Below are 13,289 nucleotides of genomic sequence, written 5' to 3'. Positions count from 1 at the left end.
ATGGGCGCCGCCGGGGATCGACCGCTAACGACTGACGTATTACAATTCAGCTTCTCATCGTCCGCCAAATCGATAATCCTCATTGCCGACATAAGCAGGATTTATGGTGATGGGATTCCCCCCGATGATGGCGCGCGATCTGGAACGGCTCGGCCACCAGCTGGACTGGAACCTGCTGCGCACCTTCATGGTGATCGTGCAGGAGCAGGGGCTGACCCGCGCGGCGCAGCGGCTGGGCCTGACCCAGCCGGCGGTGTCCCAGGCCCTGAAGCGGCTGGAGGACCAGATGGGCCGCTCCCTGATCGAGCGCGGGCAGGGACGCTTCCGGGTGACCGAGGCCGGCGAGATCATCTACGCCGAGGTGTTGGAGATCTACGGCAACATCTCCCGATTCGCCGTCCTGATGCGCGACATCCGCGAGGAGATTTCCGGGCACATCCGAATCCTGCTGGCCAGCCGAATCCAGTCGCTGCTGTTCGATGCCCTGCTGGAGCGCTTCCACGCCACCCATCCCCAGGTGACCTTCCGGCTGGACGTGATGGCGAGCGCCGACGTCCACATGGCGATCCAGCAGAAGACGGGCTCGCTCGGCCTCTGCCTGATGCGGGAGCCGCCGCCGCTGGTCGAGCACGCGTTGTTCGCCCGCCAGATCTACCGCCTGTACTGCGGGCCGCGGCACCATCTGTTCGGCCGCACCGGCCTGACATTGAGCGACCTGCGCAGCGAAGGCTTCGTCTCCTTCACCTCCGACCAGATCGGCGGGGTGTTGTCGCCGCTGGCCGTCTTCCGCGCGCAGGAGGGGATCGAGAGCCGGATCGTCGGCGCCTCGGTCAATCTGGATGAGGTGCGGCGGATGATCTCCGTCGGGCTGGGCATCGGGCCGCTGCCCCGGCATGTGGCGGAGCGCGACGTGCGCGACGGTCTGTTGTGGCCCCTGCCGCCGGAGGAGGGGGTGGCGCCGGTGGACATCCATCTGCTGTGGAATCCCGCCTCCAAGATGAACCGGGCGGAGCGCGCCTTCATCGAGCATTGCCGCGCCGCCATCGCCGCCATCCCGCTTGATCTCCGTTTCGATCAGGCGACCGTGAACGCGTGGATCGACCGGCAGTTCGGCGACGACTGATCGTTCCACGTTTTCCATTCCTCCTCGGGGCGGTGCCGTCGTCCATCGGATTACGCGTCCCGGCGCAGCCGTTTCGCGGACAGTCGGCTGACCTGCTCCCTCAGGCCGTGTGAGCTTCACCCGCGGCGCGTGGCGTTTGCGCGCCTGAAAATACCGAAAGCAAAAATTCCCATTGCTTGGCCCGCTCTTTGATAAGTGGAAGATTTCCTTTTGAAAAACAGGAGCTTCCCGGAGTCTTCGCAAAAGATGCCGGGAATCTCACAAAAATGCCCCGCCAGGAACATTCCTCGAATTGGTAATAGACGCATATGCCAAAGGGCGAAAACGCCGAAGAACTCATACCAGTAGATAACATCTCAAGAGAGCATTGACATATGGCTAACCTGTACGGACCGAAGACGCTGACGGCCCCCGCTGGTGCGATCGTCATCGCACCCGGCGCCAACATCCAGTCCATCGTCAATGGTGCTCCCGCTGGCGCGACCTTCTGGTTGCAGCCGGGCGAGTACCGTCTCCAGTCGATCACGCCCAAGGACAACCAGACCTTCATCGGGGCCGAGGGCGCCGTGCTGAACGGGTCGAAGCTGCTGAGCGGCTTCAGCCAGGACAGCGCCGGTCGCTGGGTGGTCGGCGGCCAGACCCAGCAGGGCGAGCGCCGCGAAACGGACAAGGCCAGCCCCGATGCGATGCGCGGCGGCTATCCGGACACCGTCTACATCGACGACAAGCCGCTGACCCCGGTGGACGCGCTGTCGAAGCTGAAGCCGGGCACCTTCTACTTCGACTACGACGCCGACAAGATCTATCTGGGGGACAACCCGGCGGGGCGCAAGGTGGAAGCCGGGGCGACCGCCCACGCCTTCAGCGGCACCGCCGACGGCGTGACGATCAAGAACCTCGTCATCGAGAAGTACGCTCCGCCGGTGCAGCACGGCGCCATTCAGGGCGACGTCAACTGGACCATCCAGGACAACGAGCTGCGCCTGAACTACGCGGTCGGCGCCACGGCGCAGGACGGCAGCAAGTTCATCGGCAACTACGTCCACGACAACGGCGAGATGGGCCTGGGCGGCGCCGGTGCCAAGATCCTCGTTGAAGGGAACGAGGTCGCGCGCAACGGCGCCTGGTCGGGCATCGACGTCTTCTGGGAAGGCGGCGGCACCAAGTTCGCCTACACCACCGACCTGGTGGTCCGGGGCAACTATTCCCACGACAACACCGGCTTCGGCCTGTGGAGCGACATCGACAACGTCGGCACGCTGTATGAGAACAACGTTCTTGTGAACAACAGCGGCGGCGGCATCACCCACGAAATCAGCTACGACGCCATCATCCGCAACAACGTGATGGTCGGGAACGGCTCCAAGCCGCAGGCCGAGGGCTGGCTGTGGGGCGGGTCCATCCAGATCCAGAACTCGCAGAATGTCGAAGCCTATGGCAACAAGATCGACATCACCGGGGTCAAGGGCGCCAACAGCATCGTGATGATCCAGCAGGATCGCGGCGCCGGGGAATTCGGCACCTACACCACGACCAACAACAAGATCCACGACAACGTCGTCGTCTCCAAGGACGGCAACGGCCAGTCGGGCGGCGTGGCCGACTACAACGAAGCCGGCATGCTGAACGGCGGCAACGTGTGGAACAACAACACCTACTACATGCCGGACGGCGACCGCTGGCGCTGGGGCGACTTCCCGGATGGCGACAACTGGTCCGCCTACATGAACGCGACCACGCAGGACGAGAACTCCACCCTGTCCCAGGCTTATCCGTCCACCGCCGGCTGGACGACGCTCACCCCCACCAGCCCGACCAACCCGCCGGCCCCCACGCCGACCGACACCACCGCGCCCACGGTCAAGGTGACCGTCGCCGACACCAGCGTGACCAAGGGCGAGGCGCCGCTCATCACCTTCGCCTTCAGCGAGGCGGTGAAGGATTTCGCGCTGGCCGACACCACGGTGAAGGGCGGCACGCTGAGCGGCTTCAAGACGGTGGACGCCTCCACCTACACCGCCGTCTTCACGCCGTCGTCCAGCACGAAGATCACCGACGCCAACGTGGCGGTGAAGGCCGGCAGCTACACCGACCTCGCCGGCAACGCGGGCAAGGCAGGCTCCTCCGCCGGCTTCGCGGTGGACACCACGACGACCACGCCCACCGTCCCGACGACGCCCACGGCCAGCGTCACGACGATCAAGGTCAACGCCTCCGGCTCCGCCGCGGGTGGGGAAAACGCGCATTTCAAGGTGCTGGTGGACGGCAAGGCCATCGGCGACGCCACGGTCGGAACGGCGGCGAAGGACTACAGCTTCACCACCTCGCTGACCGCTGGGCAGCCGCACAAGGTGCAGATCCAGTACGACAACGACGGCTTCGTGAACGGGCAGGACCGCAACCTGTTCGTCAACAAGGTCACCATCAACGGCACCGCCCACAACCCGACCGACAGCATCGTCACCTACGACAAGGGGGCGCTGGACGGCAACGACGTGGTCAAGGGCCAGTCCTCCATGTGGTGGGGCGGCACGCTGGTGGTGAACGCGCCTGCCGCGGAGTTCCCCGCGGGCGGCACGCTGCCGCAGAACGGCCCCAGCGCGACGACGATCACCGTGAACGCCTCCGGCACGGCGGCGGGCGGGGCGAACGCCCACTTCAACCTGCTGGTGGACGGCCAGAAGGTCGGGGAGGGTGTGGCCGGCACCACGGCCAAGGACTACAGCTTCACCACGAACCTGTCCGCCGATCAGGCGCACAAGGTGCAGATCCAGTACGACAACGACGCCGTTGTGAACGGCCAGGACCGCACCCTGATGGTCAACAAGGTGACGATCAACGGCAAGTCTGTCCTGCCCACGGACGGGATCGTCACCTATGACAGGGGCGCGCTCGACGGCAATGACGTCATGAAGGGCCAGTCCGCCCTGTGGTGGAACGGCACGCTGGTGGTCAGCGCCGACAAGAGCTACTTCCCCGCGGCCACCGTCGCCGGGGAGGCAACGGCCCTGGCGCTGGACGCCGGAACGGACAGCGTGTGGAGCCATGTCGCCGCGCAGCAGGCGGAGGCCGCTCCGGCGGCCCTGGCCGGTGTGACGGGCACGGCCAGCCACTACAGCAATGCGCTGATCGACGCCGGCTACGACCCGCTGTTCGATCATGTCGATCCGTCGTTGCTGAGCCATGCGGCGTAAGGTGCTGCCCTAAGGGCGCTGCAGAAAAGGGGCGGGAGCCGCAGGCTCCCGCCCTTTCCATGTCGACGGGGGCCATGCTACCGCTTGGCGGGCCTCCACCGGGAACGGCCGGCCATCCGGACCTATCGGAGTGGCGGGAGCTGGCGGTTCCGGTCCTCGATCTCCGACCGGTGGATCAGGCCGGCGGCGATGCCCGTCCCGAACAGGACCCAGAACCAGATGCCCAGCATCGGGCCTTCCAGCGCCACGTCGAACGAGGCGTTGATGACGATGGACAGCCAGTAGCCGAGCAGGAAGACGAACAGCCGCGCCCAGGCGCGGTCACCGTGCCGGCGGGCCAGCAGGAAGGAGCGGACCATGAAGGCCACCCAGCTTCCCAGCAGAGCCACCCACAGCAGAAAACCGGGAACACCCGCCCTGGCAAGGATCGTCATGTGCGCGTTGTGGGGGCTGCGCAGCACCTGCGCCTCCTCCTCGTCGATGACCTGGAAGCCGTCGTCGTCGGCCAGATTGATGCCGAACCCCTTGCCGTTCCAGAAGTAATCGCCGTGTACGGTGTAGTTGACGATCTTGTCCCACCACATGATGCGCCATTGCTTGGTGCCGTCCAGGCTGGCGGTCTCGGCGGAGCCCGCGATGCTCATCAGGTTCGTGGCGATCTGGTCGACCGACAGCTTCCGCGACGACACTTCGATTTCCACGTTCAGCAGAGCCGCGATGGCCACGATGGACACGGCGATCATCAGCAGCGGGGCGAGCTGGCGGCTGCGCGGCACCATGGCCAGCGCCATGCACAGCGGCACGACGATGGCGAGCGTCCCGCCGCGGCTGTGCGCGGCGACCATCGCCATGCCGACCACCAGCAACGCAAGCTGCAGCAGGCTGAGGCGGCGGAACCCGAGCAAGACGAACAGCGCGATCCCGGCGAAATGCACGCCGATCTCGCCGGGGCGCAGGCTGATCATGGGGACGTTGTAGCGCGGCCACACCGGAAGGTAGGACTGGAGCAGCTGGTAGCCGGGATAGATGATCGGCATGACCGTCACGAACAGCACCGCGAAGCTGCCGTAGGCCAGCACGAGCCGGCGTAGCCGCGTGGGATCATCGTACAGCACGACGACGATGATGAAGGCGAACAGGCCATACATGACGATCACGCTGTCGCGCAAGGCGTCGAAGCTGTGGAGACCGAAGAAGGGTATCGTTCGGGCCAGGACCCAGACGATGAGGATCGCCAGCAACGTTCCCGGCAGGCTCGACAGCGTCGCGACGATACCGCCGGTCCGCAGCGCGACCAGAAGGCCGGAGAGCAGAAGAATCTCCCCAATGAAGAGGGGTGGAAACCCGATGTAGGCGAAGCCGCGCCCGGCAAGGGTGTAACCAAGCAGGACCACCATCAGGAAGCCCAGATAGAGGTCTGCCGCCCGCGTCCGGCTGCGCTTGGGGGTGGAGAGGACCGCGCTCATGACGGACGTCCATAGGCCGCGGCGCGCAGCCGAGCGGCGATCCGCCCCCAGTCGCCGATCCCCACCACCATGTGGTGCGCGTTGGCCGCCATCTCCCGCCAGCGGCCGGGGCCGGTCCGCTCGGCCAGTGCCAGCGCGTCGGCCACCGCCTCCGCCGTCAGGGCGGCCACGCCGAAGCCGGCGCCGTTCTCCTCCACATAGGGGACGAGGCCGGTCTCCCGCGTCACGATCAGCGGCAGGCCGGACAGGGCGGCCTCCAGACAGCCGGTCGGCATCACGTCGAACCGGGAGGTCAGGGCGAAGTAATGCCAGCCCGCCATCATCGCCGCCTTGTCCGCCCCGAAGACCGGACCGTGCACGCGGATGTGGGGGCCGAGGCCATGGGCCTCCGCGCGCCGTTCAATGTCTGCGCGGGCGGGGCCGGATCCCGCCAGTTCCAGCACCCCGCGCCCCCCGGCCCGGCGGTAGGCGGCGAATCCGTCGATCAGCAGATCAACCCCCTTGTGTTCGATCTCGTAGCGCGCGCAATAGCCGAAGGTCGGCCGGTCCCCGTCCGGCGCGGCCCGTGGGGCGGGAGCGGGAAGGCCGCCGCGGCGGGCCGACCAGGCCGTGTTGGGCAGCAGGCGGACGGCGGCGGTGGGGGCCACCCTGCGGACGATGGCGGCCTCGTCTTCTGTGATGGCATGGACGAAGCGGGCGCGGGCGAAGGCCGGACCATCGACGAAGCGCATCCAGGCGGCGGGCAGGCGGCGGCGAACCCGGCCCGCCATGTCGTAGATGTGGGAACACTGGCCGTGCAGCGTCACGCCATAGGGAACGCCACGCCGGTGAAGCCCGCGGGCGAGCGCGGCGAACAATGGCTTCACCGCTCCGTGGATGTGCACCACCGTGTCCGGACCGGCGCCTTCCAGCAGGCGGTCCAGGGTCGCGTCCGCGATGGTCAGCGACCGTCCGGACAGCCGCGGCCCGCCGAGGGGGAAGCGCTGAGCCGGGCAGTCTGCCGGGATGCCGGTCAAGGCGTCCGGATCGTCGGAGAACAGGCACAGCCGAGCGTCGTCGCCCATGGCGCGCTGCTCCGCGATGAGGCAGCGCACCACATTGTGCAATCCGTTCGCGGAGGAGGGATGGGCGATGGCCGGCTGGATCACGACGTGCCGGAGGTCGAGCGGGCGCAGCCCGGCCTTGTCCACGGCGAATGCGGCGCTGCCGTCAGCGGGCGACATGGGCGGTCCTCGTCTTGGAAAGGTAATAGTGGGCGGCGCCGACGCGCAGCACGCTGGAGAACAGCAGCGCCATGCACACTCCGGCGACGCCGTACATCGCCGCCAGCGGGCCGACGGCCGCGAACACCGCAAGCGTGCCGACGATGTTCACCATGAGCGCAAACTGGCTGCGCTGCACGCCGTAGAAGTAGGAACAGACCATCTCCGCCAGATAGCCGGTCAGCGCCCCGATGGAGAGCAGGCGCAGCGGCAGCTCCTGGTGGGCGTAGGGTGACATGGTGCCATAGACGATGTGCAGCACTTGGTCCGGAATCAGCAGCGCAAGACTGTAATAGACCAGCAGCGGTGCCGCCCCGATGACGACGTAGCCGCGGATCGCCAGCCACGCCTGCTCGTCCGGATGAAGCGCGCCGTCCCCCGTGGGCGGGGTGCTGCGCCCGCGCGCGGCGATCTGGGGAACGAGGTTGCCCATGCCGATGATGATCGGGTTGGCGATGTTCACCAGATTGACCACCGCCTGAAACGCCGCGGTGGAGGCCATGCCGTCCATCGCCGCCATCAGCCAGACGAGGCTCTGCACCCGCAGCATCAGGAACAGGTTGTTGGCGAGCGCCCAATGCCCGATGGACCAGAAGCGGCGGTAGACCTCGGGAAGCTCCGACAGGCCGGCAAAACGGGGACGCAGTATGGTGAAGTGGACGATTGCCCCGGCCAGTGCCGGACCGGTCATGGCTATGAACACCCGTTCCAGCGTCAGATGGCCGCCGAGCGCCATCAGGTTCAGCACCACGATCTGGCCCAGATAGGTGACGCTGTCGCCCCACAGCGCCTTGTCATGCTTCAGCCCGGACATCAGACCGCGCCGCCCGATTTCCTGCACCTGCCAGACGATGAAGTAGAGCACGGCGGGGCCGACCAGTTCCGGCATGCCCAACCCATAGCCGACCAGCGCCAGGATGCCGGACAGCGGCAGAATCGATCCGGCGGTCATGATGACCGCGCGGCCCGCCAGGGTCCGGCGTTCGGCGGGGGCCAGCACCGCGCCTTCCACCGACAGCGGATACTGGATCAGGCTGACATTGACGACCTGAAGCGCCAGCAGGATCGACAGGATGAAGACGAAGGTCCCGTATTCCTCCGACGGAAAGGTCCGGGCGAGTTGGATGTTGATGACGAACATGCCCAAGCTGACCACGCCCTGGTCGGCGAGGGTCCAGAAGCTGCGGACGAAGGACGCCGGGATCATGCTCATGCGTTGCCGACCCGTGTCGTCTCGGTGGCGGCGGGCAGGGGAGCGGGTTGCAGGTCTTCGTTGGCGGGCCGCGCGGCGGCGGGGGCGGTGCGCGGCACGTCCCGGTAGGCCCAGCGCAGATACTCCGCGGTCAGCGCCATGCCGTCCTCGAAGGTGAAGCGCGGCTCATAGCCCAGCAGGCGCCGCGCCTTGCCCAGGTCGATGACCGCCTTGGCCTGATAGAGCGCCAGCTTCTGCGCGTCGGGCAGCCAGAGCTGGTTGCGGCTGGCCTTCTTCTTCAGGAAGTAATGGACCATCACGAGATGGCGCAGCCGCGGCGGCAGGCTGTCGAACCCGCCCTGGAGAAGCCGGCGGGCCGGGCGCCAGCGCACGATGATCTGAATGATCTTCTTGGGGTCCTGAAGCACCATGGCGATGTCGCGCCGCAGGCTCTTCATCTCCTTGCGGATGGCCTCGGCGGGCTGGAAGCGCAGGCTGTCCACGCCCAGCGCCTCCTGGAAGCGCCCGAAGACGGCGGCCCAGGGCGGGGCGTCGGGGCCGGAGATCACGAAACGCTCCCCGATGGCCTGCGGGCTGCGGGTCGCCGCGATCATCGCATCCACCAGATCGTCGATGTAGACGGCGTTGCACAGCCCGCCTTCCTGCGGCAGCACCACCGTGCCGCTCAGCAGCATTTCGGCAGGGGCGTTCGTCCAGGGCTTGCAGAAGGGGCCATAGACGATGGAGGGCTGCAGGACCACCCCCGGCAGGCCGCGCTTGTGGGCCGCGTCGAGCACCATCTTTTCCAGGTCGAGCTTGTTCTGGACGTAGCTCCAGGCCCGGTCGCCGTCGCGCGTCTCCTCCGACAGCGGACCGTCCGGCAGCGGTTCGTAGACCGAGAAGGTGCTGAGATGGACGAAGCTCTCCACCCCGTTGGCGAGGCTGGCGTCGATCAGCGCGTTCATTCCATCGATGTTCTGGCGGCGCGACCGGACGTCGTAGGCGCAGTGGAAGACCCAGTCGGCGCCGGCCACCGCCTTGCCGATGGCCTCGCGGTCCAGCAGATCGGCGCGGATGATCTCCACCGGGAAGCGGGCCAGACGCACCGCCTGCGCGATGTCGCGGACGATGCAGCGGACCTTGGCGCCGTGCTCCAGGCACAGCCGCTCGACCAGCCGCCCGCCGATGAAGCCGGCGGCGCCGGTCACCACCACGGTCGGCCCATTCGTCCTGGGATCGTCTGTACGAGGACCGGCGGCCGGCGCCGGACCGTCCACCCAGGGCAGGGCCAGCGGCTTGCGGCTGGCGTAGCAGCGCTCGATCAGCGCGGTGGAGGGCAGGGCGTCGCGCCCGCCGACGGCGGCCGGGCGGCCCTCGCGGATGGCCCCGGCGAAATCCTTCAGCTCCGCCTGGAACAGGTCGCCGAAGATTTGCGGCGGGATGTGGTTGGCGGAGAAGCCGTCATGGACGAAATCGAGGATCTGCGGCACGTCCGACGCGATCTGGTTCTCGTAAAGATGGACCTCGACGCTGCCCTTGGTGCCGTAGACGCGGATGGTGTTGCGCAGGGCGCGGGTGCGGCTCAGCTCCAGCGTTCCAGTGGCACCGGACGCCATGGTCAGGGACAGCCGGCAATCGGACTCCAGCCCGCCGTAGCTGTCGTCGCTGTAGTCGACCTCCGCCGCCTCCCCGAACCACCACAGCAGCAGGTCCAGCGTGTGCGAGCCGGTGTCGAGCAGCACGCCACCGCCCGCCCCGTCCCGGCGCAGCATCGACGGGGAGCTGATGCCCCAGTTGTAGACGAAACCCTCCCGCGCCTCGAAGCGCAGGATGCGGCCGAGCTGGCCGGAGTCCACCAGCGCCTTCAGCCAGCGGACGCCGTTGACGTAGCGGCGCATCAGCCCGACCGCGAGCACCCGTTGGCGCTCGTCGGCGGTTTGCACCATGCGCTCGGCGTCGGCCAGCGTGACGGCCAGCGGCTTTTCCATGAAGACGTGCTTCCCGGCTTCCAGCAGGCTCTGGCCGACCGGTGCGTGGAACATCGGCGGGGCGGCCACCAGCGCCGCGTCGAACCGGTCGGCCGCCTCCCGCCAGTCGGCCACGGCGGCGGGGGCGCGGTTGCGGCCCAGCATGGCCTGCACCGCCTCCAGCCGCTCCGGCGAGGGATCGACGAGGACGCTTGGCCGCCAGCCCAGGCGGAGCAGCGCCGGCAACAGGTGATGGCTCACGATGCTGCCGCAGCCGATGATGGCAAGCCGCGGGAACTCGGCGTTGGTCATGGAATCCTCGCTTTTGGCTGTTCCCTCTCCCCCTGGGGAGAGGGCTAAGGGTGAGGGGGGTGCTGGTGTGCCGGACGTATCGCCCCGGCAGGACCCCCTCACCGGCCCTTCGGGCCCCCCTCTCCCCGGAGGGGAGAGGGTTGGTTAGCGCAACCGCCTTGCTGTTCAGTGGCGCGCGGGCGCGTGCAGGGCGTAGTAGTAGGCGTCGTCCTTGTGGCCGTATTTGACGTGCTTGGACGCGACGACCCGCGACAGCACGACGCCGCCCACGGCGGTGTCGACCGATTTCAGCTTGTTGAAGCCGGCCATCACGGTGTCCAGCGGGGTGTGCTGCCAGCGGACGACGTAGATCACGCTGTCGGCCAGGAAGGACAGGGCCAGCGCGTCGGAGAACAGCATCACCGGGGCGCTGTCGATCACCACCACGTCGTAATTGTGGCGCGCCCATCCGATCAGGTCGCTCATCGCCTGGGAGCTGATGCGGTCATGCGCGTTGGGGGTGCCGACGGCGTTGCCCAGGACGCCGAGGTTGGTGGTCTCCTGGTGGATCAGGTCGTCGATGCCGACGCGACCGTCCAGCAGGTCGGTCACGCTGCCCTGCGGCTGGTAGCCCAGCAGCTTCGCGATGGAGGGCCGGCGGAAGTCCGCGTCGATCAGCAGCGTGTTGAGTCCCAGCCCGGCCAGCGACCGCGCCAGATTGGCGGCCAGCACCGATTTTCCCTCCTTGGGGATGGAGGAGGTGACGAGCAGCACCTTGGGCGGCGTCCCCCGCTTGCGTGGCATGCAGGCCATGGTCCGCACCGTCTGGATCGCCTCGCGAAAAGCCCCGATCTCGCGGGCGCGGCGGCTGTCGGGATGCAGCGGCAGGTTCCAGGCCGCCTCGTTGCGGGGGAGCGACGGGACCATGCCGAGGCAGGGCACGCCGGTCGCCCGCTCCACCTGTGTGGGCGTGCGCAGGCCGGAGCTGAGCCGCTCCAGCAGCAGCACCAGCGCCACCGCCAGCGCCGTGGACCCGATGAGCCCGACACCCAGCGACATGCGCAGCTGCGGGAAGGCTGGGCGGATCGGCGGCAGGGCCGGGGCGCTGAGATGCGCGTCCAGCGCACCGGTGTTCTTCAGCGCCATCGTCTGTTCGTAGCGTTCGGCGAGGCTGCGGTAGAGGGTGCGGTGGGCGTCGGCGGCGCGTTCCAGATCACGGAGCCGGATGCCGGTCGCCTCAATCCCCTTCTGTTGTTCCTGAAGATCGGCGATGCTCTTCAGCAGGGAGGCCTCGCGGATGCGCGCGACCTCCAGATCGGCGTCCAGGCCTTTCTGGATCTTGCCGACCTCGTCGCGGATGCGGGCCTTCAATTCGCCGATGCCGCGGCGGAGATTCACGATGTCCTGATGCTTGTCGCCGTAGACCTGCTGGAGTTCGGCCAGCCGGCGCTCCAGCATCGCCTCCGCCTCGCGCAGCTTCTGGATCAGCGGGGAGGCCAGCACCTCCGGGATCGCCGCGGCGTTGTTGGCGGCGGTCTGCTCGCGGGCCTGGCGCACGCGCGCCTCCGCCGCCGCCTTCTGCGCCTGCGCGGCGGTCAGCTGGGTGGCGAGTTCGTTCATCTGCTGCTGGACCATGTTGCGCCCGTCCGGCGGCAGTTCCAGCAGACTGTTCTCTTTGCGGAAGCTGCGGATGGCCTCCTCCGCACTGCGCACCGCCTCGCGCGCCTCGATGAGACGTCCGCCGAGCCATTGGTTGACCCGCTCGGTCAGGTCGCGGTTCATCTCCGTCCGGTAGTCCAGATAGGCTTGGCCGAAGGCGTTGGCGATGGCGGCGGCCTTGGCGGGATCGACCGACGACGCCTCGATGATGATGGTGTAGGACCGGTCGTCGTTGCGCGCCTCGATCCGGCGCAGCAGCGTGTCGATGGTCAGCAGGCGGGCTTGGTTCGGGTCGCGGGCAAGCGACCCGTCGTCGGCGCGGAACAGGGCGGTCGCCTGTTGCACGATTTGGCGCAGAACGTCGTTGCCTTCCGGCGGCAGCGCGCCGACACCGGCTTTGGTGACCCGCTTCAGCCAATGATCGTCCGTGCCGTCCGGCGCCTTGAGCGTCGGGTTGAATTCGGGATCGTTCTGCAGGCCCAGCTTTTCCACCACCCGCTCCGCCAGAGCGCGCGAGCCGACGATGGACACCTCGCTGCGCACCGCCGGTGCCTCGGGCGTCAGGTTGGACACCACCGACTTGAACTCCGCCAGCTCGACCCGCCGGGAATCGAGCTGCACCATCGCGGTGGCGCGGTACATCGGCTTCAGCGACTGCATGACATAGGTGATGGTCGCCGTCCCCAGCAGGATGATGGCGAGCAGCAGCAACTTGCGCCGCCACAGCACGGCCAGCGTGGCGAAGACCGTCGCCTCCTGGCGGCCGCGGACATCGGAGGAATCCCCGGCGCCCGACTGCAGGAGACTGTCCGGAAGGACGCTGGCGTGCGCTTCGTGGCCTGGAAGCGTTCCGCCTTTGCCGATCGAAGAATTCACGTCGTCGCCCCTTTCGTCTTGCTGGCTGGCGGTCCGGCCCAGAATGGGTGTGGCGGATGGGAGAAAAGGACGCGCTGCGGCCTTTTTATTTTCTTTGTAGATAACCGAGAATTCGGATGCCTTTTAAAGAACAGGCCCGAATGGACGGGGATGTTCCGCTGCTGCAACCGTTGCCGGACAGACTTCGAGTACCGTGAATGGCGGCGCGCAACAATTGAAAAAAAGAAGGCCCATCCGTCGCTGTGCTTACGACGGCGAC

At 67.5% G+C, this 13,289-nt stretch carries 7 protein-coding genes; 2 read left to right on the top strand and 5 right to left on the bottom strand.

Annotation, left to right across the window (positions count from 1 at the left end; translation table 11 throughout):
- Positions 1-109: 109 nt before the first annotated feature.
- Entirely contained in the window at positions 110-1,123 is a 1,014-nt protein-coding gene (locus tag H0B54_RS11270) for a LysR family transcriptional regulator (protein ID WP_246472470.1), read from the top strand.
- 374 nt (positions 1,124-1,497) lie between these two features.
- Complete coding sequence (locus H0B54_RS11265; RefSeq protein ID WP_188260372.1) at positions 1,498-4,317, top strand: carbohydrate-binding domain-containing protein; 2,820 nt, start codon at positions 1,498-1,500, stop codon at positions 4,315-4,317.
- Between the two features lie 122 nt (positions 4,318-4,439).
- Here the strand turns inward: H0B54_RS11265 and H0B54_RS11260 are convergent, their stop codons facing one another.
- From H0B54_RS11260 to H0B54_RS11240, 5 genes are all read right to left on the bottom strand, one after another.
- Positions 4,440-5,783, bottom strand: a complete 1,344-nt coding sequence (locus H0B54_RS11260) for an O-antigen ligase family protein (RefSeq protein WP_188260371.1) — start codon at positions 5,781-5,783, stop codon at positions 4,440-4,442.
- Complete coding sequence (locus H0B54_RS11255; RefSeq protein ID WP_188260370.1) at positions 5,780-7,006, bottom strand: glycosyltransferase; 1,227 nt, start codon at positions 7,004-7,006, stop codon at positions 5,780-5,782. The genes H0B54_RS11260 and H0B54_RS11255 overlap by 4 nt, the downstream gene beginning before the upstream one ends.
- Positions 6,993-8,258 carry an MATE family efflux transporter gene (locus H0B54_RS11250; RefSeq protein ID WP_188260369.1) on the bottom strand — a complete coding sequence of 422 codons (1,266 nt, stop codon included), beginning with the start codon at positions 8,256-8,258 and terminating at the stop codon, positions 6,993-6,995. Before H0B54_RS11250 ends, H0B54_RS11255 begins: the two co-directional genes overlap by 14 nt.
- Positions 8,255-10,516, bottom strand: coding sequence for an NAD-dependent epimerase/dehydratase family protein (locus H0B54_RS11245; RefSeq protein ID WP_188260368.1), 2,262 nt, complete (start codon positions 10,514-10,516; stop codon positions 8,255-8,257). The genes H0B54_RS11250 and H0B54_RS11245 overlap by 4 nt, the downstream gene beginning before the upstream one ends.
- Before the next feature lie 165 nt (positions 10,517-10,681).
- Positions 10,682-13,030 (bottom strand): Wzz/FepE/Etk N-terminal domain-containing protein, encoded by a 2,349-nt coding sequence (locus H0B54_RS11240; RefSeq protein WP_188260367.1) that lies wholly within the window; start codon positions 13,028-13,030, stop codon positions 10,682-10,684.
- Between the last annotated feature and the right edge of the window lie 259 nt (positions 13,031-13,289).

Origin of the sequence: Azospirillum tabaci, assembly GCF_014596085.1 — a bacterium.
GTDB classification, from domain to species: domain Bacteria; phylum Pseudomonadota; class Alphaproteobacteria; order Azospirillales; family Azospirillaceae; genus Azospirillum; species Azospirillum tabaci.
Note: the sequence above shows the minus strand (reverse complement) of the source record. Positions and strands in the feature narration are given on the sequence as shown.

Coding starts and splice junctions, on each gene's coding strand:
- H0B54_RS11270 (WP_246472470.1), top strand. CDS start 110: ATGGGATTCCCCCCGATGATGGCGCGCGATCTGGAACGGCTCGGCCAC.
- H0B54_RS11265 (WP_188260372.1), top strand. CDS start 1,498: ATGGCTAACCTGTACGGACCGAAGACGCTGACGGCCCCCGCTGGTGCG.
- H0B54_RS11260 (WP_188260371.1), bottom strand. CDS start 5,783: ATGAGCGCGGTCCTCTCCACCCCCAAGCGCAGCCGGACGCGGGCGGCA.
- H0B54_RS11255 (WP_188260370.1), bottom strand. CDS start 7,006: ATGTCGCCCGCTGACGGCAGCGCCGCATTCGCCGTGGACAAGGCCGGG.
- H0B54_RS11250 (WP_188260369.1), bottom strand. CDS start 8,258: ATGAGCATGATCCCGGCGTCCTTCGTCCGCAGCTTCTGGACCCTCGCC.
- H0B54_RS11245 (WP_188260368.1), bottom strand. CDS start 10,516: ATGACCAACGCCGAGTTCCCGCGGCTTGCCATCATCGGCTGCGGCAGC.